Raw genomic sequence first — 25,318 nt, 5'->3', positions numbered from 1 at the left:
AATGAGTTCTTTTAATTCCCCAAATTTCAACGGAAAAATATTTTTAAATACCATTCCTACTGTTGTTACCAAACAGGGCGCATTCTTAAAAATACTTCGCGAAAACTTTTTTGATAAAAACAAACATTTAAGAGAGCCGAAAACTCCCCTGGGCCCTTTCAGATCTAACCTGGAGCTCCTGAATGATCTTCCTCCGGAAACATTAAGGGTTACATGGCTCGGTCATTCCACCGTCCTTTTTGAGATCGATGGAAAAAGGTTCCTCACAGATCCTGTATGGGCCTCCAGAGTTTCCCCGTTCAGCTTTATTGGGCCTAAACGTTTTTTTGATACGCCTATAGGTCTGGACGAACTTCCTCCGCTTGATGGCGTCATCATTTCCCACAATCACTATGATCATCTCGATGCAGAAACGGTAAAATATCTTGGGACTAAGAGTATCCGTTTTTTCTGTCCTCTGGGTGTTGGTGCATGGCTTAACCGCTATGGTGTTCAACAGGTTAATATCACCGAATTTGACTGGTGGGATGAGATAGAATTTGAGGGCTTTACTATTGCCGCCACCCCTGCCCGCCATTTCTCGGGAAGATGGCTTAACGACAGGTTTAAAACATTGTGGGCCTCATGGGCTATCATTGGCCCTAAACACCGCGTGTTCTTTGGCGCTGATTCCGGGATGTTTCCTGCCTTTAAAGATATTGGTGACAAATATGGCCCGTTCGATTTAACAGCCCTGGAAATTGGCGCCGCTAATGACGACTGGGAAGACATCCACATGGGTCCTCTTAAAGCCATACAAGCGCAGCTGATGTTAAATAGCAGCCTTATGTTACCCATCCATTGGGCTACATTTAACCTTGCTACCCATCCCTGGGAAGAACCTATTGAAAGTCTCATCCCCGATGCCATGGAAAAAGGTATTAACTTATTGATTCCTGAGCCCGGTGAAACAGTTGAAGTTAAAGCCGCATACAACTCCTGGTGGTGGAAAAGATATAAATAACAGCAGGGTGCCAAAGGGTGTCTTTGCTGCCCCCGCCCTCATTTTTATCGCGCAATAAAACCAAATTCTTATCTTCGTTCCCATGTCGCTTTCTGATATTAAACAACGGATGGATGCGCTGGTGAAAGAACTTAATCAGCACAATTACAACTACTATGTTTTGGCACAACCAAGCATCTCTGATTTTGAATTTGATCAAAAACTGAAGGAATTAGCTGATCTTGAAACCCAATATCCTGATCTCCAGGATAGCGACTCACCTACGCAGAAAGTTGGCGGAGATATTACCAAAGAGTTTCAAACGGTGAAGCATCGCTGGCCAATGCTCTCCCTGGGCAATACCTATAGCGAACAGGACCTCAGGGACTTTGACGAACGGATCCGCAAAGCTATTGGCAACGACTTCCAGTATGTATGCGAATTAAAGTTCGATGGCCTGTCCATGAGCCTCACGTATGAAAACGGAAAGCTGGCAAGAGCTGTTACCCGCGGCGACGGCACCCGCGGTGACGACGTTACCTCGAACATAAAAACGATTAACCGTATACCTAAAAATCTCAGGAGCACCGGTTTCCCGGAATCTTTTGAGATCAGAGGAGAGGTTTTCATGCACCGTGCAGCGTTCGACCGGCTCAACAATGACAGGATTGAAAAAGGTGAAGTTCCTTATGCGAATCCAAGGAATTTTGCTGCCGGAACAGTTAAACTACAAGACTCGGGCGAAGTAGCAAAACGCCCCCTCGATTGCTTTCTTTATTTCCTTTATACCGACAAACCCCTGTTTAAAACCCATTGGGAAAGCCTGCAGGCGGTGGCTGACTGGGGTTTTCATGTTTGCGAACATAACAAATTATGCGCAAGCATTGATGATGCTATAGCCTTTATCCATTACTGGGGCGAAAATCGCTTCAATCTGAGTTACGATATCGATGGCATAGTACTTAAGGTGAACAATTATGCGCAGCAGCATGAGCTTGGATTTACCGCTAAATCTCCCCGCTGGGCTATTTCCTACAAATATAAAGCCGAGGAAGTCGAAACAGTACTTCAAAATGTAAGTTACCAGGTTGGGCGCACTGGTGCCGTTACTCCTGTTGCCAACCTTAAACCTGTCCTACTCGCGGGCACCACGGTGAAGAGGGCTACTCTTCATAATGCTAACGAGATCGAACGTCTTGGGCTACATGTGGGAGACTCCGTTTTTGTTGAAAAAGGCGGAGAGATCATTCCCAAGGTCATTTCGGTCAATACCCTTAAACGAACGCCGAATGCAGAAAAGGTAATCTACCCAACCGTCTGTCCTGAATGCGGAAGTAACCTCTTGCGTAAAGAGGGTGAGGCTGTACACTATTGTCCTAACGATGAAGGCTGCCCACCGCAGATCGTCGGCAAAATACAGCATTTCATCAGCCGTAAAGCCATGAACATTGACGGACTTGGAGATGAAACCATAGAAGCGCTTTATCGCAAAGGTCTAGTAGAACATATCAGCGACCTGTACACGCTATACGAGAAAGCAGACGAACTGAATCAAATGGAGCGCTTCGGTCAGAAGTCGATCAGCAATATGCTTGATGGAATTGAACGATCAAAGCAGATGCCCTTTGAAAAAGTACTTTTCGGCTTAGGGATTCGGTATGTTGGGGAAACAGTTGCACGGAAAGTCGCCGCCTACTTTAAAAATATTGACAGCCTGATCAATGCATCTTACGATGAGCTGATTTCTGTGGACGAAATTGGAGGAAGGATTGCTGAAAGCCTTATCGACTACTTTGAGGAGCCAAGACACCTCGAGCAAATTGAAAAACTGCGTCTTGCAGGTCTGCAGTTTGTAGCAGAAGAAAGAGAACTTGCACTGGCCAGCGACAAACTATCAGGCAAGACCTTTGTCATTTCCGGTGTCTTTGAAGACCTTAGCAGGGATGAACTGGCTAACATCATTGAATCAAACGGAGGAAAAATACTAAGCAGCATTTCCGGAAAACTCAACTACCTGGTTGCCGGCGACAATATGGGGCCATCAAAACTGGAGAAAGCTACCAAACTAAATATCCCCATCATTTCGGACAAGGATCTGCTCAATATGCTTGCATAAACACAGAACAACACCGTATACAGAATGAAAAAAACGATAGAATCAAAATCATTCTTTTAATTTGTGAAATACGGGTGTTAAATTAGCAGATTAATTCAGGCGAGCAAGGAACGATACTATTTAAGGATCAAATCATTTGATCCATTACTTATTCATATAAATGAACAAATTTTACGGAACAGGGGTAGCTATGGTTACTCCTTTCAATTCAGACAGGGAAGTTGATTTCAAGGGATTGGAAAGTCTTATTGATCATCTTATTGAAGGAGGTGTTGAATACCTGGTTTCGCTGGGTACAACCGGAGAAACAGCAACGCTGTCGGAAGACGAAAAGAAGGCCATATGGGAATTTACCACTGAAAAAGTGAATGGCCGGGTTCCTTTGGTTGCGGGCATCGGAGGTAACGATACAAGAGAGATATGTGCCAAAGTGAAAGAGTTTCAAATCCCCGGATACGATGCCATACTTTCCGTGAGTCCTTATTACAACAAGCCTGTGCAAGAGGGCATTTACCAGCATTATAAGGCTATAGCCGAAGAATCCCATTTGCCGGTTATCCTGTATAATGTACCGGGCAGAACTGCCAGCACCGTTTCTGCTGAAACTACCCTGCGCCTGGCTCACGATTGTAAGAACATCATAGGTATCAAAGAAGCATCAGGAAACTTTGACCTGTTCAATCAGATACTAAAAGATAAACCGGACGATTTTTTATTCATCTCGGGAGACGACGGTGTTACTCTGCCGATGATCGCCATGGGTGGCTGTGGGATCATCTCCGTAGTAGCGAATGCTATCCCCCGGCAGTTTTCTGACATGGTTCGCCTTTGTCTGGAAGGAAGATTTAAAGAAGCACAATCCCTGCATTATAGATTGATTGACTTTACAAACCTGATGTTTGTTGAAGGAAATCCGGCAGGTGTGAAGGCAGCCTTGAAACAGATCAAAATTTGCGGCGACGAACTGAGGTTGCCTCTTGTTGGTGTAAGCCAGGCGGTAGCCGACAAAATTAAAGAAATATACCCAGATTAAGGATATACGGACAGAACATCTATAACATTGTTTAAACAAAAACCCGTACGATAATATCATACGGGTTTTTCTATTGCAGGAAACGAACTACTTTGCAGCAGTTGCGTTTTTTGATTCCTGAATTTCTAAACGGATCGACTGAGCCAGGTTTTTAACATCCTGTAATCCTTTTCTTACCCGTGTGCCTGCAGCGCTATTTCCTTTGTTATAGAACTTGTCTGCGTCAGCCTCTAAGCCTGAGATTAGATCCTTAAGCTCAGAAAATCTTTCAAATTTTGCCATTGTAATGCTTAGTTTAGTTTTTAATAAGTTAAATATTTTAATAAGCTAAGCGAATGTAAATCCTTTTTTCATAAAAAAAAATATTTTGGAAAATATATCTGCGCAAAGAATCGCTTTTTTTTCCACATCGCAGGGATTTACACTTAAAAAACTGACACTATTGACTTTAGTGATTTTTTTTACACATTTATACACGCCTGTTTACAGCAAAAAAGCACTTCAGGTGAAGTGCTTTTTCGTTAAGTATACTGGTCTTTTGAAGCCCCCCGCTTGTTAATAAGCTGTTAAACCTGAACAGGCTTGTTCTCTTTGTAGACACCTTGCTGAAGCTTTTCGTATACTTCTGAAAACGCATCCAGTGTACGCTGTACATCTTCAAGTGAGTGCGCCGCAGTAGGAATGATCCGTAACTCTAGCAAGCCTTTCGGGATCACCGGATAAGCTACAATAGAGCAAAAGATACCGTAATTTTCACGCAGATCCATGGTGATCGCAGTAGCCTCTGATAGCTCGCCTTTCAAAAACACTGGTGTTACCATGGTATTCGTTACACCCAAGTCGAAACCACGCTCCCGCAAGCCGTTTTGAAGGGCTGTAGCAATCTGCCATAGCTTTTCCCGCAGTTCCGGTTTTGTACGAAGCAATTCAAGCCTTTTACGTAATCCTATAACCATTGGCATGGGAAGTGCTTTGGCGAAGGTCTGCGAACGCATATTATACCTCAGATAATTAACGATATCTTCGGATGATGCTACGAAAGCACCAATACCTGCCATGGATTTTGCGAAAGTACCAAAGTACACATCGATACCATCCATACACTCCTGCGCTTCATGAGTACCTGCGCCCGTTTTTCCCATAGTACCGAAACCATGAGCATCGTCAATCAGCAAGCGGAAATTAAATTCTTTTTTCAGGTCAACGATTTCTTTAAGCTTGCCCTGCGCTCCTGACATTCCAAACACACCTTCAGTGATCACAAGAATACCTCCGCCTGTTGTTTCGGTAAGCCTGGTAGCTCTTTCCAATTGTTTTCTGAAACTTTCAATATCGTTATGCTGATAAACATAGCGCTTACCCATATGCAAACGCACGCCATCGATGATGCACGCATGCGATTCGGCATCATAAACAATTACATCGTTCCGGTCTACCAGCGTGTCAATGATCGATACCATCCCCTGATAACCGTAGTTCAGCAGGAATGCATCCTGAAACCCTGCAAACTCAGCCAGGTCTTTCTCAAGAGCTTCATGATGGTTCGAGTTACCCGACATCATCCTTGCACCCATAGGGTAAGCCAGTCCATATTCAGCAGCGCCCTGTGCATCGGCCTCGCGCACTTCCGGATGATTTGCAAGTCCCAGATAATTGTTCAGACTCCAGACCAGATGTTCTTTACCCCGGAACTTCATATGAGGAGCTATCTCACCTTCCAGTTTTGGAAATGCGAAATACCCATGCGCCATTTTCTGATGCTGGCCAAGCGGCCCCATGTTTTTAGATATTTTATCAAATAAGTCCAATGTGTTAATATAATTTAAAATTACTATTCAGATAAAGCTACAAAGTTAAGGTTTAATGGCTTATAAACAATTAAAATGAATATCAATGGTTTTCAGCCGACAAATACCAGGCTATTAAACTTGCAGGCGCAAGGGTAAAATAAGCCCTAAATAAAAAAGCCTTTATCCGGAAATAAAGGCTTTTTGTTTATTTTAATCTACGTTATCGTGCAGAAATGAATTATTAGGTCTGATCTCCGTTCCTCCGTCTTCATTAGAAAGGGTAAACCTCGATACCTGTGATTCTGAAGAATGTGGTACTTGTTGAAGCGCCATCTGTTTACGTTTGTACGCTGGCTCACTTTCCAGCTCCTGTAATCCATTAGCTGTGCGGAGCTTCATGCTCAGATCCTTTAACCTGAGGATACGCTCACGTGACTTCCGAAGTTGTTCCTCAATAGATTCATCCGTTTTATGCTCATCTGGATTATAAACTTCCGGCTGAGTTTGCGCAACAGGCTGAACCGGAACCTCAGGCGCCTTAACTGGTTCAGGAGTGCTTACTTCTTCAGATGTATTATTGAAATGAAACTCAGAATCAGCAACCTTTAATCCAAACTCAAAAGGAGATGGCTCCACAGACTTTGCAGCCGGTTCCTCTTCATGAAGCGTGTGGCGAACTATTTTAGGCTCTGCAGGTACAGGTCTTCTTTCTTCAACAGGTTTCTGTGCAAAAAAGCCTCCGAAAAGATCAGATTGCAAGTCGGCAGAGGCCGGATTTACAGTTTCAGGTTTAACAGCCGGTTGCGGAGCCTGCTCAATGAAGGAATTAACATTCACTGGTCTCACCAGCGGAGCGTTCTCAGGTGTTAACAATGATACCTTCTTTTGCTGGCTCTTTTCTACTTCGCGTTCTTCCTTGGTTTGGAAACCTGTAGCAATAATTGTAACCAGTATTTTGTCTCCCAATGTTTCATCCACACAGTTACCCCAGATCAGATCTGCCGACAAACCTGCTTCCTCCTGGATGTAGTCGGTAATAATACTTACTTCATCCATGGAAACCTCTTTAGAGCCTGAGCTGATATTTAAGAGGATGTACCTGGCACCTTCAATCTCATTGTCTTTTAACAGTGGAGAAGCCAAAGCGCCTTCTACTGCACGATGTGCACGGTTTTCTCCCTCAGCAGCACAACTACCCATGATAGCAACGCCGCTATTATGCATAACCGTACGAACGTCTTTGAAGTCGACGTTTATATATCCCGGAATAGTGATTATTTCGGCAATTCCCTTGGCAGCTGTAGTTAAGATATTATCAGCTTCAGCAAATGCTGCGCTTAAGGTGAGATTACCAAAAATTTCCCTCAAACGGTCATTTGAAATTACAAGGTAAGAGTCTACGTATTTTTTAAACTCCTCCAAACCTTCTTCCGCCTGCAGCTTACGGCGCTTTCCTTCAAAAGAAAAAGGCGTCGTGATAATGCCTACCGTTAAAATATCGAGTTCCTTGGCAGCTTTTGCTATGATCGGACTGGCTCCGGTTCCGGTGCCACCACCCATACCTGCTGTGATAAACAACATCTTAGTGTTGCTGCCAAGCATACGTTTTATATCTTCTATATTCTCAATAGCAGAATTTTTACCAACTTCAGGTATCGAGCCCGCACCCATACCTTCCGTCAGACTGGCGCCCAACTGAACTTTGTTAGGAATAGGGCTCAGCTCCAAAGCTTGCGCATCGGTATTACAAATGATGAAGTCAACACCTGTAATCCCTTGCCTGTACATGTGGTTAACAGCATTGCCACCACCGCCACCAACACCAATTACTTTGATGATCGATGATTTTTCTTTTAACATTTCAAACTGCATATCGTTGTTAATCAGTTTTGTAGATTCTTATTCTTATCCTAATTCCTAATTGTAATAATAAATATTTTTACACAAACGTTTTCCACAACTGTTGACTATGTGGAAAACTCCCGCGATGTGGAAAATTATTTAATATAGTCTTCATCCTTGATATCGTCTTTTATAAACTTCGCCCCTGTCTGGAGGAGTTTATCAAACAGACCAAATGACTTTTTACCTTTTTCCGGCTGTGGCTTTTCCGACACAACTCCTGGCTTCCTGGTCGATTCAGCAAGTTCCTCTGCTTTTTGAATACCTTTAATCAGCAATCCTATACCTGTAGCAAACAGGGGACTTTTCAAGTCGTCATAGATATTCTTCGGAAGTACCTCATTTTTTGCAAGATGCTCATTCGGATACCCCACACGGCAATCAAGTCCCGTTACATATTCAACCAACTGCGATAAATGTTTAAGCTGTGCACCACCACCGGTGATTACGATACCGGCAATAAGACGCTTTTCGTATCCGGATGATTTAATTTCGTAATAAACGTGCTCCAGGATCTCTTCCATTCTCGCCTGAATTACATACGCCAGATTTTTAACAGAGATCTCTTTCGGCTCACGGCCACGCAATCCGGGAACACAGATAATTTCGTTCTCCTTATTTTCATCAGCCAGAGCAGAACCAAACCTGGTTTTTAACAATTCGGCCTGGTTACGCATAACGGCACAACCTTCACGTATATCTTCGGTTATGCTGTTTCCTCCAAATGGAATCACTGCAGTATGCCTGATGATACCCTCATGGAAAATTGCCAGGTCGGTGGTACCACCACCTATGTCAACCAAAACAACACCAGCCTCTTTTTCTTCATCACTCAGAACTGATTCTGAAGATGCCAAAGGTTCTAGGATCAGCTCCTGGGTCTCCAGTCCGGCATTAGCCACGCACTTCAGAATGTTTTTAACAGCACTAACATGTCCGGAAATGATATGGAAATTAGCTTCAAGCCTTACACCTGCCATTCCGATCGGGTCTTTGATCCCCGGCTCATTGTCGACGGTGAATTCTTGCGGAAGCACATGAATGATCTCCTCTCCCGGCGGCATCACCAGCTTGTACATGTCTTCGATCAGCTTTTCTATGTCTTTGCGCTGGATCTCATTATTCAGATCTTTCCTGGTAAAAATACCACGATGCTGCAGGCTTTTGATATGTTGTCCGGCGATACCAACGTTCACAATCTTAACATCTACGTTCGATTGAGAACTGGCTTCCTCGACAGCAAGAAGAATCCCCTGAACCGTCTTTTGAATATTAGATACAACACCACGGGTTACACCAGCCGATTCTGCCTTCCCAATACCCAGTATTTCTATTTTTCCGTGACCGCTTCTTCGGCCAACTATTACACAAATCTTCGTTGTCCCTATGTCTAAGCCTACTACAATAGGAGAACTTTTAGTTGATGTAGAAGTACCTTTTTCCATATATTTAATGCGTTGCTGTTGTTAAAGTATCCTGATCTATTATTTCCACCGTATCTGCTGCTGGTTTTTTAGCTTGCGGAGCCCTGACCACTAAGGCACTGTCAACGGCGCTTTTAACACAGACAATCTGGTTGGTGTATTTTATATTTATCGTTTTATAAGCATCCCAGCCTACATGCGGCATCGCTTTCTTATAAAACACAAGTAAATTTTTAAACTTAGTTTCAAGAGAATCAGCCGATCCCAGGACAACCTTATGATTGCCCACCCGTGGGATCAATTCTATCTCTCTGTAATCATTTACAAAAAGCTGCTCTATCTGCTCATTCCACAAAGTATCCTTTTTTATGAAAAGCGCAGTTTGATATAAGCCCTTTGCCAGCCTGGTTTGCAGCGTATCAACTTTTCCTGTAAAACCCTCCAGTATAAAGCCATTAGCGACTAACACATGAGGTGTAAAATTGGCTGACACAGGCATCTTCAATCCTGCACGGTCAACATAAAAGTCCATTCCGGCTACATTTAATATCCGGAGAACCGGTTCCCGTTGTTCTACACGGATATTTATCACTCCGTTCATGTCTGCATAAACCTTGGCCGACTGTATATACGGGTTGGCCTTCAGCGCATTTTCCAGCTTGTGTATATCCACCGCATTCAACTTCCTCCCAATCAAGGAACCAGCAGTTTTGGTGATAATTGCATCAACTTCGTCGCGGTCAATAAAGCTTTCGATACCCGGAATGATCACCTTGATATCATTGCACTTTGCCTCGTCTTTCTTAACACCGATAAAACTCATGAGCACTATTAGTCCACCCAGACTTATTAGCCAGGCAAACAAATAAAATACCCTTGTCCAGTTTATCCGTTTAAACATTCTCCAGTATTTCTTTTAAAGGCCGTATTAACGTATCTATATCTCCCGCACCTACTGTTAGCAGAAGTTCAGGTTTACTATTTTTTACAATTTCCAGCGCTTCGTCTTTTCCACAGATCTCTTTGTTGTCCAGGATCATTTTGCCCGAGATAATCTCAGAACTTACACCTGGTATAGGCAGCTCCCTGGCCGGATAAATATCCAGCAGGATCAGGTGGTCAGCCGTATCCAATACCTCCGCAAAACCTTCAGCAAAATCACGGGTACGGCTGTACAAATGAGGCTGAAATAGCACGGTCAATTTCTTATCAGGATATAAGCGTCTCACCCCTGCAATACAGGCACGCAGTTCCTCCGGATGATGAGCGTAATCATCAATAAAAACGGTATTCCCTGTTTTCAAAATGTATTCAAACCGCCTCTTAACTCCGCGGAAATCCTTCAGGGCTGCCTTAATCTTTTCCGGGTCAATATCCAGCAGCAATGCAGCCTGAATTGCTGCCGTAGCATTTTCTATATTATGCAAACCAGGCAAGCCAAACTCAATATCCTGGATATGATGTTCTGCATTTACAAAATCGAAAAAGAAAGTACCTTCTTTAATCTGAACATTGGTAGCCTGCACTTCGGCAGTCTGACCCGCCGAATATTTAAAATCCCCAGATTCCAGTGGCAAGCCTTGTTTATGAATAAGCCGCCCCCCCTTTTTCAGCTGTGCTGCGAATAAACGGAAGGACTCTTTCACATGTTCATCATCGCCGTAAATATCCAGATGATCAGCATCCATAGAGGTGATTATGGCAATATCAGGGTGTAAGCGAAGAAAAGAACGATCATACTCATCCGCTTCAACTACCATCACATCATTGTCCCCAAACAGAATATTAGAATTATAGTTCGACGCAATACCTCCAAGAAAGGCAGTACAATCAAATTTACTATGCTTCAAAATGTGAGCAACTATCGTGGAAGTGGTAGTTTTGCCATGCGTTCCCGCCACAGCAATCGTAAACATTCCTTTACTGATGATACCCAGCACCTCCGAACGCTTTTTCAGTTCAAAGCCCTTATCTGCGAAATAATTTAAAATAGCGGAGTCACGCGGAATTGCGGGTGTATAGATCACTAATAGAGAAGGATCTTTTTCCCTGAAACGAACAGGAATTTCCTCTGCCGAATCTGTAAATGTGATAGCTATCCCCTCAGCTTCAAGCGCATCGGTCAGGGCTGTACGCGTACGGTCGTAGCCACAAACTTCGCATCCCCTTTTTTGGAAATAACGTGCCAGTCCGCTCATGCCGATTCCGCCAATGCCTACCAGATAAACTTGTTTAATTGTGCTTAATTCCATTTTATTTTTAGGTGAAAGTTTCAAGCCGAAAGTGTGCTTATAAACACCTTCTGAATTTACCTTATACCTTTCTCCTTTCTGTCATTTTTAATACTTCATTTGCGATGACTTCATCTGCATCAGGTAAAGCCAGCAGACCGATCTTCTCACTCAGATCAGCGCATTTTTCTTCGTTCACTAGAAGGTTCAGAGCGATGTCAGTCAACTCGTTTTCAGCCACCGTATCGCCAACCAGTATTGCCGCGTTGTTCTTTACCAGGGCAATGGCATTTTTCGTCTGATGATCTTCAGCCACATTAGGCGAAGGAACAAGGATCACAGGCTTCCTGATCACACAGAGTTCAGCGATCGTTCCTGCTCCGGCGCGCGAAATGATCAGGTCGGCAGCAGCATAGGCAAAGTCCATCCGGTTAAGAAACTCAAGGATACAGATCCGTTCATCCGGCCTGGCTCCCACCTGCTCCACAACAGACTGATAGTAGTATTTCCCTGTTTGCCAGATCAGCTGCACATCAGCAGCCAGAAGCTTTTGCAGGCCTGCAGCCATACTTTTATTTAAGGTACCGGCGCCGAGACTGCCCCCTGTTACCAGGATCGTTTTTTTTGCCGGCGACAGCCCGAAGAAAGCCAGTGCTTCTTCCCGTTTACCAGCAATGTCGACTGAAGTTTTCCTTATCGGGTTGCCGGTCAGCATTACTTTCGAAGCCGGGAAAAACTTGTCCATCCCTTCAAACGCCACACAAATCTTTTCGGCTTTCCCGCCTAGTCGCTTATTGGTGATACCAGCATAAGAGTTTTGCTCCTGTATCAGGTAAGGGATCTTTAACTGCCCTGCTGCGTATAAAAGGGGACCAGATGCATAACCGCCAACACCAACAGCTGCATCAGGCTTAAACTCTTTGATGATAGACCGCGCCTTCAGTACACTCTTCAAAATTTTTAGAGGCAGAAGCAGATTCTTCCACAGCGATCTTCGCTGAAAGCCCTGTATGTCTAAGCCGATGATCTCATAGCCCGCTGCAGGAACCTTTTCCATTTCCATCCTTCCGTTGGCTCCAACGAAAAGTATGGCAATGTCAGGGTCTATACGCTTCAGGGCATTTGCAATTGCAACTGCCGGGAAGATATGACCTCCTGTTCCGCCTCCGCTTATAATGATCCTTTTAGACATTTATATTTTATTCAGTCAAAAACTTTAAAAGTTTAGCTATTCTTCAATTTCTCCTATAATTACTTTCGCCTCTTTCGTATTTTTTGTATCTCTTTCCATGCTCTTTTCTTCCACATCACGACTAACGCTAAGTATGATCCCAAACGCTACACTGGTGAACAAAATAGACGTTCCACCCATACTGACTAATGGAAGCGGAACTCCCGTCACCGGCCCCAAACCCACGGCCACAGCCATATTAGCGAAAGCCTGAATGGTCAGCGTGAAACTCAAACCTGCGGCGAGCAATGCCCCAAAAGCCTTGGGACTAGCCGTCACAATAAGTATGCACCGGTATAAGAAGACCAGGTAGAGCAGTACTAACCCAACCCCTCCCACCAGGCCGTACTCTTCGATAATAAGAGCAAATACAAAATCTGAGTATGGATGGGGCAAGAAATTCCTTTGGGTACTGTTCCCGGGACCTTTTCCAAAAACACCACCTGTTGCTATGGCAATCTTCGATTGATTCGACTGGAACGCTTTATCCGGATCCGCTTTTTCCGGATGCAGGTAGGTGTCTATACGCGAAATATAAGTCGCCCGCCTCGGACCAAGAAACACAACCCCTGTCAGCAAGATCAAACCGCCCAGGCACACCAATGAAATTTGCTTGATACTGATCCGGCCTATGATCAGCAACAAAATACTAACCCCGAACAGCATTAAAGCTGTTGATAAATTTGCCAGGGCAATAAGTATAAACACTGCGCATACTGAGCCCATGATCGGAAGGAATGCGCTTTTCACATCTTTAATATTCTCCTGCTTCCTTGTCAGTGTCCTGGCAAGAAAAGTGATCAGGGCCAGCTTGGCCATGTCCGACGTTTGGAAGGTCTGATTGATGATTGGGATGGTTACCCAGCGACTGGCATCATTCACCGTATTTCCAAATACCAATGTATAAAACAATAAAGGGATAGTAATTACCATGAGGATCTTGGAGATCCCTGCATAGTACCTGTAATCCAGCAGGTGCGAAAAGTACATCAGCGCGATTCCACCAACAATAAAGATCAGATGCTTCATTAAGAACGCTTCTGTGCCCATTCCTTTTTTATAAGCAAGCGTTCCTGTGGCACTGTATACCGCTAATAATGACCATACCGAAAGCAGTATCACAATCAGCCATATCCAGCGATCACCTTTTGTTTTACTTAGTATAAGATTCATCATTACAGTATGATTGATGATAATTATTTATAATTATGTGATATTACAGTTCCCGAATTGCATCTTTAAACTGATTTCCCCTGTCTTCGTAATTTTTGAAGAGGTCAAAACTTGCACAGGCAGGCGACAATAAAACCGTATCACCCTTTTTCGCCAAATGATAAGCTATCTGTACAGCTTCAGCAGCAGAGAAGGTATTAACAATTACTTCCACATCGTCCTCGAAGGCATCATGGATACGTTTATTGTCTTTACCCAAACAAACTATTGCCTTCACTTTGCTTTTTACAAGATCTTTCAGCATCCCGTAATCATTACCCTTGTCTACTCCCCCCAGGATCAGCACCACATCCGTATTCATGCTTTCCAGGGCATACCAGGTAGAATTAACATTCGTGGCCTTTGAATCATTGATAAAGTCAATTCCCGAAATACGTCCGGCATGTTCGAGCCTGTGTTCAATGTTCTTAAAATCACCCATGCTTTCGCGGATAATTTCGTTACGAAGCTCAAGTACTTTACCTACAATACCAGAGGCCATTGAATTGTAAGTGTTGTGTTTTCCTTGTAAAGCTAAATCGGTGATAGACATATTAAATGAGTCTTGATTGTACAGGTTTATATTAATTTGGTTGTTTGAAACATAAGCGCCTTCGGGCAATTCTGTTTGTATTGAAAATGGAAGCACCCGCGCAACTACAGCATGTTGCTGAAGCCCGCGTAAGGTCTCTTCATCATCCGCACAGTAAATAAAATAATCATCCTTCGTTTGATTTTGAATGATGCGGAACTTTGAGTTCACATAATTCTCCATCTTATACTCGTAGCGGTCCAGATGATCAGGAGTTATATTTAACAGCACCGCTATGTCTGCCTTAAAATCATACATATCGTCAAGCATGAAGCTACTGATCTCCAACACATAATAGTCGAAGCTTTCATAAGCTACCTGCCGGGCAAAGCTTTTACCTATATTGCCGGCCAGGCCTGTGTTCAGTCCTGCCTTTTTAAGCATATGGTAGGTAAGCATCGTTGTGGTCGATTTTCCGTTCGAACCCGTGATGCATATCTTTTTTGCGTCAGTGTATCTGCCGGCGAACTCAATTTCCGAAATAACCGGGATACCGCTTTCTTTTATCTTTTTAATAAGCGGAGCCTTATCCGGGATTCCCGGGCTTTTTATGATCTCCACCGCTTTCAGTATCCTTTCTTCCGAATGATGATTTTCCTCGAACGCTATGGACAGGTCGCTTAACTCTTTCTTATAATGATCTGCTATCGGCCCAAGATCCGATACATAAACCTCGTACCCCTCCTTTTGTGCAAGGATAGCTGCACCCGTTCCACTCTCTCCGGCACCCAAAATCACTAAAAGCTTCCCCGAATTGTCTGCAGTGGAAGCTTGCCTTTCGTCTATGTATCTGTTATCATCCATATCGAAATACCTTAGCGAAGTTTAAGTGTTACAATTGTGAGCACCGCCAGGATGATCCCGATGATCCAAAAGCGGGTTACAATTTTAGCTTCGTGATAACCTCTTTTCTGGTAGTGATGATGAAGAGGCGACATCAGGAAAATCCTGCGTCCTTCACCAAATTTCTTCCTCGTATACTTAAAATAGGAAACCTGCATGATCACTGACAAGTTCTCTACCAGGAAGATACCGCAGAGAATAGGAATAAGCATCTCTTTCCTGATCATAATAGCAAAAGCAGCGATTATCCCTCCGATAGCGAGACTTCCTGTATCACCCATAAACACCTGCGCCGGGTATGAATTATACCATAAGAAACCAACACATGCTCCAACAAAGGCAGCTGCAAATATTACCAGTTCACCCGAGTTCGGAATATACATGATGTTCAGGTAATTCGCCGTTATGGTATTACCTGATACATAGGCCAGTATAGCAAGAGTGATCGCTATGACAGCCGATGTTCCAGTCGCCAGGCCATCAATCCCATCCGTTATATTGGCTCCATTGGATACCGCCGTAATAATTACGATCACAAATAAAAGAAAAACTACAAGCGTATATTTCTCATATCCGGGACCCAAAAAGTTAAGGAACTTGGCGTAATCAAATTCATTGTTCTTATAAAAAGGGATGTTTGTTTTTGTCGATTTTAAGTTCTGGGTGTAGTAGTACTCATTCCCTCTCTGATGCACTTCTAGCGGAGAAACGTTGGTAGTCGGCAGGGTAACCTGTTGCCTCACTACGATATCCGGATGAAAGTACATCGTCCATCCGACAATTAGTGCAAGTCCAACCTGGCCCATTATCTTAAAACGGCCGGCAAGCCCCTCTTTGTCCCTCTTAAAAACCTTTATATAATCATCAACAAATCCAATGATCCCCATCCATAGCGTGGTTACGACCATCAGGATGATGTATATATTCTCCAGCTTTGCAAACAAGAACGTTGGCACCAGGATCCCCAGAAGGATAATTATCCCACCCATTGTAGGAGTACCCTGTTTCTGCATCTGACCTTCCAGGCCCAGGTTCCTGACAGTTTCTCCAACCTGCTTTGCGCGAAGGATCCTGATCAGACGATTACCATAGATAGTGGTAAATAAAAGAGAGAAAATAATAGACATAGAAGCACGGAAAGAAATGTACTGAAACACTCCCGCGCCTGGAATATCATATTCTCTGTCTAACCAAGTGAATAAATAATATAGCATTTTGCTTTATTTACGAATTTCAATTTCTATTATGGGTTTGCCTTTGATCATTTTCCGGCTTCCTCCAAACTGCTTGTCAATATTTGCTTGTCATCAAAAGGATATTTGGTCCCTTTAATTTCCTGGTATTTCTCATGTCCTTTTCCGGCCAGGAGAATAATATCTCCGGGGTTCGCCAGGTGGCAGGCAGTCCGTATGGCCTCTTTCCTGTCGAGGATCACCAGCGTCTTTTTCCGGTTTTTTAATAAAAGGCCTGCTTCCATCTCCTTAACAATCTGTTCAGGGTCTTCAGACCGGGGATTATCAGAGGTCAGTATCACTTTATCGCTCCATTCGCTCGCTACCTGCGCCATCACCGGCCGTTTTGCTTTATCCCTGTCTCCTCCGCATCCTAAAATGGTGATCACCTTCTCCCTGCCCTTGCGAATGTCATGAATCGTGTTCAGAACATTCTGCACAGCATCAGGCGTATGGGCATAATCCACTATGCCAATTATCCCATTTGCTGAACTTACATAGTCGAATCTTCCCTCTGCACCGCTAAGACGGCTCAGAAGAGTTAATACTTTGGTACTGTCCTGCTCTAACAATACAGCGGTACCATAAACAGCCAGTAAATTATAAGCATTGAACTGACCAACAAGCTTAAACCATACTTCCTGGCCATCTATATTCAAGAGCAATCCGCCGAACTGATTCTCTATTATCTTTGCCTTAAAATCAGCGAGACTTTTGAGACTGTAGAATTTTTTACTGGCTTTGGTGTTTTGCAACATTACCCGGCCATTCTTGTCGTCTCCATTGCTCAACGAAAAGGCAGACTTGCTTAAGCCATCAAAGAAGGCCTTTTTGGCTTTCAGATAAGAATCAAAGGTTTTATGAAAATCAAGATGATCGTGGCTGAGATTGGTAAATACCCCTCCTGCAAAATTCAAACCAGCTATCCGGTATTGAGCCACAGCATGCGAACTAACCTCCATGAAGCAATAGTCACAGCCCACAGCTACCATATCATCTAATAACTTATTTAAGGCTATCGGATCAGGAGTAGTATGTGTTGATGCCACCACGCTTGTATGAATATGATTCTCTACGGTCGATATCAAGCCCGTTTTATATCCCAGGTCCTCAAACAATTTATAAAGAAGGGTCGCAACGGTGGTCTTTCCATTGGTCCCGGTAATACCCACCAGCTTTAACTTATCCGAAGGATTATTATAAAAGTTCGAAGCGATAATACCTAAAGCCTTAGCAGATTCAGCGCATTGTATATATAACACATTTTCGCTTAATACATCAGGCAGGGATTCGCATATAATGACACGGGCGCCAAGCGACTCAGCTTTACTGATGTACTCATGGCCGTCGGTCTGAGTGCCGCGAACAGCCACAAACAGGGAATCTTTTATAGCTAAACGCGAATCGAAGCAAATAGTCGATATATCCTCAACTCCTGAGCCTTTTTGGTCAAGAACATCCACTCCGTTTAGTAGTTCGCTTAACTTCTTCATTTAGTTTAATTCAATAGTAACAGGGTATCCTCTACGCGCAAATACTCCCGGTTCTACAGATTGTTTTATCACCCTGCCGCTACCTTTTACAACAGGCTTCAGGCCTGCGTTCGAAAGTAAAAAAACTGCATCCTTAAGTCCCATTCCGGTTACATCAGGCACTGTCTTTGTCGTCGCCTTTACCTCCTTCACATTAATACCTTTATTAGTGTCAACCATATTCACAAAATCACTGTTTCCTGCCAGGTATGTCTTTACACCCAATGCTTTATATACCTTCAGGGTAGATTGTTTATCTCCAGCCTTCGATTCCGGCATTTTTGTGTTGCCCACATATTTTAGCTGCTGAACAGGATTATACATCTCCACATCGTTAGAGTATATCTTGTCTGCCACTTCCCTGAAAACCGGACCGGCAACCAAAGCAGCATAATATACTCCCTTTGGATTCGTCAGTACCACGATCATCGAATACTTCGGTTTATCAGCCGGAAAATAACCGCAGAAAGACGCCTGATATGAGCGTTTTCCCCTGTACCCGCGGGAGCCGTCAGCCACCTGGGCAGTACCTGTTTTTCCTGCAATCTTATACGATGGGTTTTTAATAATATCTTTTCCTGTTCCCTCTTCTACCACTCCTAAAAGCATATCCTGAAGTTTCCCTAAAGTAGCATCCGAGCAAATCTTGTTTTCTATCACCCGGGGACTGAACTGTTCTATGGTACTTCCTAATCTTCTGATCTCCCGCACAAACTGAGGCGCAACCATCTTCCCGTTGTTTGCTACAGCATTATAGAACGTCAGCATTTGCAAGGGCGTCATCTTCATCTCATACCCATACGCCATCTGCGCAAGACTTAAACCTTTGTACCAATAACTGCTCTCTGGTGTTTTAATTAACGGTGCTCCTTCGCCGGGGATCTGCAATCCGGCCTTTTCATGCAAATGCAGGTCGTACAAATGATCGGTGAACTGCTTACCGTCCGACAGGTAATGCTGGTAAACCAGCTTAGCTATCGCAGCATTCGACGACTCCTGGAACGCCTTTTTTACGGTAATGACCTTTAATCCCTCATGCGAATCACGGACCGTCTTCACCAGGCGTTTTTTATTATAGACCTTAAAGAAGCCGTTCTCGCAGTCAACTAAGGTGTTTGTATCTACTTTGCCGTCTTCCAGCAGGGCCAGATAAGAAGCTAATTTAAATGTTGACCCAGGTTCGGCACTCTGAGCGATAGCATAGTTAAACTTCTCCTCATACCGTCCTTCTTCTACTTTCGTAAAATTGGCTATGGCCCTGATCTCCCCCGTGGCAACCTCCATAAGCAGCACGCAGCCATGATCGGCATCGCTTTTTATCAACTGCTTACGCAACGCGTTCTGCGCCACATCCTGCATGTTGATATCGATAGTCGAAATGATGTCGGCACCATCTTTTGGCGCGATCTCAATATCTTTATTCACCGGCATCCAAACACCGCCCGAAATACGCTGCACCAGCCTTCTGCCGCTTTCTCCATCAATATAACTGGCATAAGCTCCTTCCAGACCTACAGGCTGAACATTCTCATTCTTATAGCCAATAGTTCTTTTCGCCAGGGTTCTGAAGGGTAAAATTCTTTTATTTTGCTGTATGGCTATCAAGCCGCCTTTGTAACGACCCAGCTTGAAGATCGGAAACTTACGAACAACATTAAGTTCCTGGTGAGTTACATCCCTTTTAATAAGGAGGTACCGTGCCCCTTCCCGCCGAGCTTCACGCAGCATTTTAGAATATTCACGACGACTCTTATCACCGAAATAAGAGGAAAGCTTCTCAGCAAGAGAATCTACTTTTTCATAAAATATCTCGTCCTTTTCAATTCCTCCCGCCAGCATGTCCATCCGCAATTCGTACTCCGGAACCGAAGTTGCCAGAAGGCTTCCATCAACCGAATAAATATTTCCCCTTACCGCTTCTACATCAATATATTTCGTCGATAAGCTGTCTGCCATTGCCCTCCACTTTTCACCTTCAGCAATCTGGAGGTGAAACAATTTGAACAATACTGCAAACGCAAGCAATACGATCAGCCCGAAAGCAATGTATACACGCAGCAATATATCTGTTCTGATATTCATTTTTATAATCCCTTTGGGATGAAAACTTTTATTCTTCTACTGTTACAACAATCTTTTTCGGCGGATCAACCGGCTCCTTTAGTCCGAGGGTATCCACCTGCCTGGCCACTTCTGTCTGGGTGCTTTTAAGCATCAGATCAGCTTTAAGAGTTTTATAGTCCCAGCTAAGCTCCTTCACTTCTTTACTCAGCTTATCGATACCTCTTATGTTCTTTTCAGCAAAATGCCTGTTTGCAATGTAAACCATACCCAGCATGCTGATGAATATTATAAAAGGCATCATTTCAGTTGCCGCTTCTTTTGATATCACCCCTTCTGTCAGAAGGCTGGTAAAGAAATTTTTCGGCAGCTCAGCTTTTTCCTCTTTTTTTCCTTCAGCCACTTCCTGCTCCGGCTCCTCTGCAATGTCAGTTCGTAAACGATTAGTCATGGAGAATTAAAATTAAAAGTTCAATAAACCTGTATAATATAATACACCCACAATCACACCTTCACAGCAATCCTTAACTTTGCACTTCTAGCCCGGTTATTTTCTGCAATTTCTTCATCGGAAGCAGTCACCGCTTTTCGCGATACCGGCTCCAGGGGTTTTATCTCATTTCCAAAAAAGTCTTTTTCAACTTCTCCTTTAAATTTCCCCTTGGCTATGAAATTTTTAACCAGCCTGTCTTCCAAAGAGTGGTAAGACATCACCACTAAACGCCCTCCCGGCTTCAACACCTCCGTAGCCTGCAGCAAAAACTCCTGCAGGGCTACCAGCTCCTGATTTACTTCAATACGTAATGCCTGGAAGACCTGTGCGAGATATTTATTTTCCTTACCTTTCGGAATAAGCCTGCCGATAGCGGCTTTTAGTTCCGCAATAGTATTAATAGCGCCATTTAACCTGGCAGTAACAATCACCCTTGCCAAAGATTTAGCATTCTGAATCTCACCATACATCCCAAAGATCCTGTGCAGGTCATCCTCCTGATACGAATTGATGATCTCTTTTGCAGTTAAAGTTCCGCTCTGATCCATCCGCATATCCAGGTCTGCATCAAAACGAGTAGAAAACCCCCGCTCTGGCTGATCAAACTGATGAGATGAAACACCCAGATCAGCCAGAATACCATCAACCGGCAGAGCGCCATACAAGCGGCAGTAGTTTTTTAAAAAGCGGAAGTTTTGATCAACAAAGGTTAACCGATCATCGTCTGGCACATTTACCTGTGCATCAACATCCTGGTCAAATGCAACTAGTCGTCCATTTTCACCAAGATGTTTTAATATTTCTTTCGAATGCCCGCCCCCACCAAAAGTCACATCTACGTATATGCCGTCCTTTTTTATATCGAGCGCTTCGATACATTCCCGCAGCATCACCGGCACATGATACTTAGTCATCAAGCCTCCTTCCCAAGCCACCCATCACTTCTTCAGCCAGGTTAGCAAAGTTTTCAGGTTCGTTATCCATCTGCGAGTCATAGGCATCTTTGGCCCATACTTCTATTTTATTAAATTGGGACGACAGCACCACATCAGCACCTATTCCGGCATAATCCAGGAGTGATTTAGGAAACAAAACACGACCGGAAGCATCGAGTGTTAGCTCGGTAGCCCCCCGTGTGAAGTAGCGAATGAACTCTCTGGTCCTTTTTTCGTACTGATTAAGTTTACTTAAATCCTCCATAATCTTATCCCACTCCTTACGGCTATACACCACCAAATGCTTCTCAAACCCACGATTCACAACCAACCCATCCTTCTCAGCTTCAGGCATTTGCTTACGCAAACCTGAGGGCACCATAAGTCTGCCCTTAGCATCAAGTTTACATTCAAATTCTCCTAAAAAATGAGACATCCGGGTTTTACACTTTTAAGTAGAGTAAAAGTAAAAAGCTTTTACCACTTTTTACCACTTTAACCCACAAAAAGTTTTCAACAAGAATTTTTTTTTCTTTTATGATGATTTTTTAGGCTGTCCTAAAACAAAAAAGCCCGGCACCTGTCTTAGGGCCGGGCTCCAAAATCCGGATTCTCTTATTCGTTGATCGCCTTTACACCTGGCAAAACTTTACCTTCCATATATTCTAACAGCGCACCACCGCCGGTAGATACATAACTCACTTCCTCTTCAAAGCCAAACTTCGCAACAGCTGCTGCAGAGTCGCCACCGCCTATCAGAGAAAATGCACCATTCTTAGTTGCTTCAACCACAGCTTCTGCAACAGCTTTGGTTCCGGCTTCAAACTTTTCCATTTCAAAAACACCCATTGGGCCGTTCCATAAAATAGTTTTAGAAGAAGCTACCACTTCTTTATATTGCTCAACCGACTCCGGACCGATATCTAAGCCCATCCAGCCCTCTTTTATATTATCATTCTTTGCCACATCCGTATTGGCGTCAGCAGCGAAATTGTCTGCAATAACCGAATCCAGCGGCAGGATCAGATTTACACCCTTGCCCTTTGCTTTTTCGATCAGACTTAAAGCAAGCTCCAGTTTATCCTCTTCAACCAATGATTTTCCAATATTACCACCCTGGGCTTTTGCGAAGGTATAAGCCATACCGCCGCCGATCAGCAAGTTATCTACTTTTTCAAGAAGCTTCTCAATCAGCAGGATCTTGTCAGAAACTTTAGCACCACCCATAATGGCAGTGAAAGGCTTTTCCGCATTATTCAAAACCTTCTCAGCATTAGCCAGCTCTCCTGCCATCAAATAACCGAAATATTTGGCATCAGGGAAGAATTTCGCAATAACAGCAGTAGAAGCATGAGCACGGTGAGCTGTTCCAAACGCGTCGTTCACATAAACATCCCCAAGCTTACTTAATTTTTCTGCAAAAGCTTCATCACCTTTTTCTTCTTCTTTATAAAAACGAAGGTTCTCTAAAAGCAGCACTTCACCATCTTTCAGCGCTGCAGCCTTTTCAGTTGCCTGTTGTCCGATACAATCGTCAGCAAACTGCACCTCCCTGCCAAGTACAGACGATAAATGGGCAACTAAATGTTTAAGTGAGTACTTTTCAGCAGGTCCTTCTTTAGGTCTGCCCAGGTGCGACATTAATATTACCGTCCCACCATCGTTTAATATTTTTGTGATGGTCGGCAATGCGCCCTGAATACGGTTATCATCGGTAATTTTGAAATCATTGTCTAATGGAACATTAAAATCTACACGGATAAGTGCTTTTTTACCTGAAAAGCTAAGATTGTCTATTGTTTTCATCTGATTATTTTTATATTTTTTGTTAGAAGCCTGTGGGAAAAGATTTTCCGTTATCTGCCCTGATACATGCCGGCCTCACGTGGGGTAAAACTACATGATTTAGAATTAAAATAAAAGTGTATTCAGCACACTAAGCTTAATTAGGAGATGACCTGCATCACTAGTTACACTGTTTTTGTATCCTTTCTATCAGATCCGCAAGACGGCTGGAGTAGCCGAACTCGTTATCATACCAGCCCACAACTTTCGTCAATCCGCCCACAACCGAAGTTAATTGGGAATCAAAGACGCAGGAATGCGGATTGCCGAGGATATCCACCGACACAATAGGATCCGAAGTATAATACATAATGCCTTTCAGGAATCCATCTGCCGCTTCTTTGAAAGCTGCATTGATCTCTTCAACAGCCGGCTGCTTTTTCAGGATGCAGGTAAAATCGGTCAGGGACCCGTTTAGAACAGGCACGCGGATGCCCGCGCCACCTAATTTTCCCTCCAGGTGAGGAAATATATTGGTAATAGCTTTTGCCGCCCCGGTGCTTGTCGGAATGATCGAAGCTGAGGCAGCCCTGGCTCTGCGAAGATCTTTATGAGGTGCGTCGTGGAGATTTTGGTCACCCGTCATAGAATGCACTGTCGTAATATACCCGTTAACAATACCCCAGTTGTCTTCAAGCACTTTAATCATAGGTGCTATATTATTGGTGGTGCAGGATGCGTTGGACAATACCGGCGATCGAAGATCAGTTTCATGATCGTTTACGCCTAATACTATTGTAGGAACATCCTTTGCTGAAGGCGGTGCAGAAATTATCACTTGTTTTGCCCCGGCTTTAAGATGAAGTGCAGCTTTATCATAACTGGTAAACTTACCGGTCGATTCGATCACCAGATCAATGTTCAGATCAGCCCAGGGTAGAATACCCGGATCAGACTCTTTGTACGCGGGGATACGATTGCCATTAATAACAATCACATTCTCCTCCGCACTTACCGTTCCATCAAAGCCGCGGTGAACGGTATCGTATTTTACCAGGTGGGCAAGAGTCCCGGGATCAGCTAAATCATTTATTGCTGCTATATCTATCTCTCCTTTGGCAAGGATGGTTCTCAGAACCGTGCGGCCGATCCTTCCAAAACCGTTTATTGCTACTCTCATGATTCTGCAAATTAAGGCAATTTTAAATCTTCTGAAGGTAAAATATGCCGGGTCTGCGCACAATGAAAAAATTACAAACATTGTAACCAATTGAGCATTTAATCATTAAACAATTCTGCCGGGCATATGGAAAGTTTTTCAGTTAACGCAATTATTGAAAACAGAGAGGTGACGATTCTAATAATTCCAGACGACTCTATAGATACCAGCATTTTTCATCTTGTAGCAAACGGTGAGGAAATATCGAAAATCCGGTATACCGATTCAGAAAACTGGAAGGTTATCGACGGACAAACCTTCAGCGAACCAGATCTGAAAGAAATTTGCAGCAAAATTGAAGAACATTTTTTTTAAACGACATGTTATGCAGGTACACTACCAGAACGCACCACCTAGGAACGAATAAATTAACTAGTGGGAAAACAATTTAAAAGAGCAACTGTTATACTATTAAACCAATGATTAATAACCAAAGTAACGAACCTGAAGAACTGGAACCTAAAGATTCTGAACGCAAACATATTAAGCATCCTGAAAACGATGAAGAGGCTGTTTTAAAACCAGGAGATAAGAAATACAAGAAAAAAGATCCTGCTTTTAAAAGCCCCGCAAAAGTTAAAGAAGAAAGCGAGCAACCAGTACATCCGATAAAGAAAGCACCGAAGGATGTTTAAAGATTATATTGAAAGAGGTTGTTTTGAAATTAGTTTCTTAGCACGCATGCGATAGCAAGGGTCTTGTCAT

General features: G+C 43.5%; 22 protein-coding genes. 5 read left to right on the top strand and 17 right to left on the bottom strand.

The annotated features are described in order from the left end of the window. The first annotated feature begins 1 nt into the window (after position 1). From J3P37_RS01345 to dapA, 3 genes are all read left to right on the top strand, one after another. Positions 2-1,003: an MBL fold metallo-hydrolase gene (locus J3P37_RS01345; RefSeq protein WP_256009188.1), complete on the top strand. Its 1,002-nt coding sequence runs from the start codon at positions 2-4 to the stop codon at positions 1,001-1,003. 82 nt (positions 1,004-1,085) lie between these two features. Next, positions 1,086-3,098 (top strand): NAD-dependent DNA ligase LigA, encoded by a 2,013-nt coding sequence (gene ligA, locus J3P37_RS01340; protein ID WP_256009187.1) that lies wholly within the window; start codon positions 1,086-1,088, stop codon positions 3,096-3,098. Between the two features lie 160 nt (positions 3,099-3,258). Continuing rightward, entirely contained in the window at positions 3,259-4,131 is an 873-nt protein-coding gene (dapA, locus tag J3P37_RS01335) for a 4-hydroxy-tetrahydrodipicolinate synthase (RefSeq protein ID WP_256009186.1), read from the top strand. An 87-nt stretch (positions 4,132-4,218) separates the two neighbouring features. Here dapA and J3P37_RS01330 read toward each other — a convergent pair whose 3' ends face one another. The 17 genes from J3P37_RS01330 to gap all read right to left on the bottom strand — a co-directional run bounded on the left by J3P37_RS01330 (position 4,219) and on the right by gap (position 24,574). Beyond that, positions 4,219-4,413, bottom strand: a complete 195-nt coding sequence (locus tag J3P37_RS01330) for a BF3379 family histone-like protein (RefSeq protein ID WP_256009185.1) — start codon at positions 4,411-4,413, stop codon at positions 4,219-4,221. 284 nt (positions 4,414-4,697) lie between these two features. Beyond that, positions 4,698-5,939, bottom strand: a complete 1,242-nt coding sequence (locus J3P37_RS01325; RefSeq protein WP_256009184.1) for an aminotransferase class I/II-fold pyridoxal phosphate-dependent enzyme — start codon at positions 5,937-5,939, stop codon at positions 4,698-4,700. Positions 5,940-6,131: 192 nt separating this feature from the next. Next, positions 6,132-7,793 carry a cell division protein FtsZ gene (gene ftsZ, locus J3P37_RS01320; RefSeq protein ID WP_256009183.1) on the bottom strand — a complete coding sequence of 554 codons (1,662 nt, stop codon included), beginning with the start codon at positions 7,791-7,793 and terminating at the stop codon, positions 6,132-6,134. Positions 7,794-7,918: 125 nt separating this feature from the next. Continuing rightward, on the bottom strand, positions 7,919-9,268 hold the full coding sequence (gene ftsA, locus J3P37_RS01315; RefSeq protein WP_256009182.1) for a cell division protein FtsA: 1,350 nt from the start codon (positions 9,266-9,268) through the stop codon (positions 7,919-7,921). 4 nt (positions 9,269-9,272) lie between these two features. Further along, a complete protein-coding gene (locus tag J3P37_RS01310) occupies positions 9,273-10,148 on the bottom strand; it encodes a cell division protein FtsQ/DivIB (protein ID WP_256009181.1) in 876 nt (291 codons plus the stop codon). Next, positions 10,141-11,499 carry a UDP-N-acetylmuramate--L-alanine ligase gene (gene murC / locus J3P37_RS01305; RefSeq protein WP_256009180.1) on the bottom strand — a complete coding sequence of 453 codons (1,359 nt, stop codon included), beginning with the start codon at positions 11,497-11,499 and terminating at the stop codon, positions 10,141-10,143. Before murC ends, J3P37_RS01310 begins: the two co-directional genes overlap by 8 nt. Before the next feature lie 61 nt (positions 11,500-11,560). Next, positions 11,561-12,670 (bottom strand): undecaprenyldiphospho-muramoylpentapeptide beta-N-acetylglucosaminyltransferase, encoded by a 1,110-nt coding sequence (murG, locus tag J3P37_RS01300; RefSeq protein WP_256009179.1) that lies wholly within the window; start codon positions 12,668-12,670, stop codon positions 11,561-11,563. 36 nt (positions 12,671-12,706) lie between these two features. Further along, positions 12,707-13,885, bottom strand: a complete 1,179-nt coding sequence (locus J3P37_RS01295) for an FtsW/RodA/SpoVE family cell cycle protein (protein WP_256009178.1) — start codon at positions 13,883-13,885, stop codon at positions 12,707-12,709. 40 nt (positions 13,886-13,925) lie between these two features. Further along, positions 13,926-15,317, bottom strand: coding sequence for a UDP-N-acetylmuramoyl-L-alanine--D-glutamate ligase (gene murD / locus J3P37_RS01290; protein ID WP_256009177.1), 1,392 nt, complete (start codon positions 15,315-15,317; stop codon positions 13,926-13,928). A gap of 11 nt (positions 15,318-15,328) precedes the next feature. Continuing rightward, entirely contained in the window at positions 15,329-16,570 is a 1,242-nt protein-coding gene (gene mraY / locus J3P37_RS01285; RefSeq protein ID WP_256009176.1) for a phospho-N-acetylmuramoyl-pentapeptide-transferase, read from the bottom strand. A gap of 47 nt (positions 16,571-16,617) precedes the next feature. After that, the gene (locus J3P37_RS01280) at positions 16,618-18,081 is read right to left on the bottom strand and encodes a UDP-N-acetylmuramoyl-L-alanyl-D-glutamate--2,6-diaminopimelate ligase (protein WP_256009175.1); all 1,464 of its coding nucleotides are present in this window, start codon (positions 18,079-18,081) and stop codon (positions 16,618-16,620) included. After that, a complete protein-coding gene (locus tag J3P37_RS01275; RefSeq protein WP_256009174.1) occupies positions 18,082-20,202 on the bottom strand; it encodes a PASTA domain-containing penicillin-binding protein in 2,121 nt (706 codons plus the stop codon). Between the two features lie 28 nt (positions 20,203-20,230). Continuing rightward, a complete protein-coding gene (locus tag J3P37_RS01270) occupies positions 20,231-20,632 on the bottom strand; it encodes an FtsL-like putative cell division protein (RefSeq protein WP_256009173.1) in 402 nt (133 codons plus the stop codon). 53 nt (positions 20,633-20,685) lie between these two features. After that, a complete protein-coding gene (gene rsmH, locus J3P37_RS01265) occupies positions 20,686-21,591 on the bottom strand; it encodes a 16S rRNA (cytosine(1402)-N(4))-methyltransferase RsmH (protein ID WP_256009881.1) in 906 nt (301 codons plus the stop codon). Further along, positions 21,581-22,045 (bottom strand): division/cell wall cluster transcriptional repressor MraZ, encoded by a 465-nt coding sequence (gene mraZ, locus J3P37_RS01260; protein WP_256009172.1) that lies wholly within the window; start codon positions 22,043-22,045, stop codon positions 21,581-21,583. The genes rsmH and mraZ overlap by 11 nt, the downstream gene beginning before the upstream one ends. A gap of 179 nt (positions 22,046-22,224) precedes the next feature. Then, positions 22,225-23,415, bottom strand: a complete 1,191-nt coding sequence (locus tag J3P37_RS01255) for a phosphoglycerate kinase (RefSeq protein WP_256009171.1) — start codon at positions 23,413-23,415, stop codon at positions 22,225-22,227. 160 nt (positions 23,416-23,575) lie between these two features. After that, positions 23,576-24,574, bottom strand: a complete 999-nt coding sequence (gene gap / locus J3P37_RS01250; RefSeq protein WP_256009170.1) for a type I glyceraldehyde-3-phosphate dehydrogenase — start codon at positions 24,572-24,574, stop codon at positions 23,576-23,578. 126 nt (positions 24,575-24,700) lie between these two features. Between gap and J3P37_RS01245 the strand changes: the two genes are divergently transcribed. Together J3P37_RS01245 and J3P37_RS01240 are read left to right on the top strand one after the other, a co-directional pair. Continuing rightward, positions 24,701-24,928, top strand: coding sequence for a hypothetical protein (locus tag J3P37_RS01245; RefSeq protein ID WP_256009169.1), 228 nt, complete (start codon positions 24,701-24,703; stop codon positions 24,926-24,928). 104 nt (positions 24,929-25,032) lie between these two features. Beyond that, complete coding sequence (locus tag J3P37_RS01240; RefSeq protein WP_256009168.1) at positions 25,033-25,248, top strand: hypothetical protein; 216 nt, start codon at positions 25,033-25,035, stop codon at positions 25,246-25,248. Positions 25,249-25,318: the final 70 nt, after the last annotated feature.

The sequence above is a fragment of the Desertivirga xinjiangensis genome, assembly GCF_024436435.1.
Lineage (GTDB): Bacteria > Bacteroidota > Bacteroidia > Sphingobacteriales > Sphingobacteriaceae > Desertivirga > Desertivirga xinjiangensis.
This window is presented reverse-complemented; position numbering and strand designations above follow the sequence as displayed.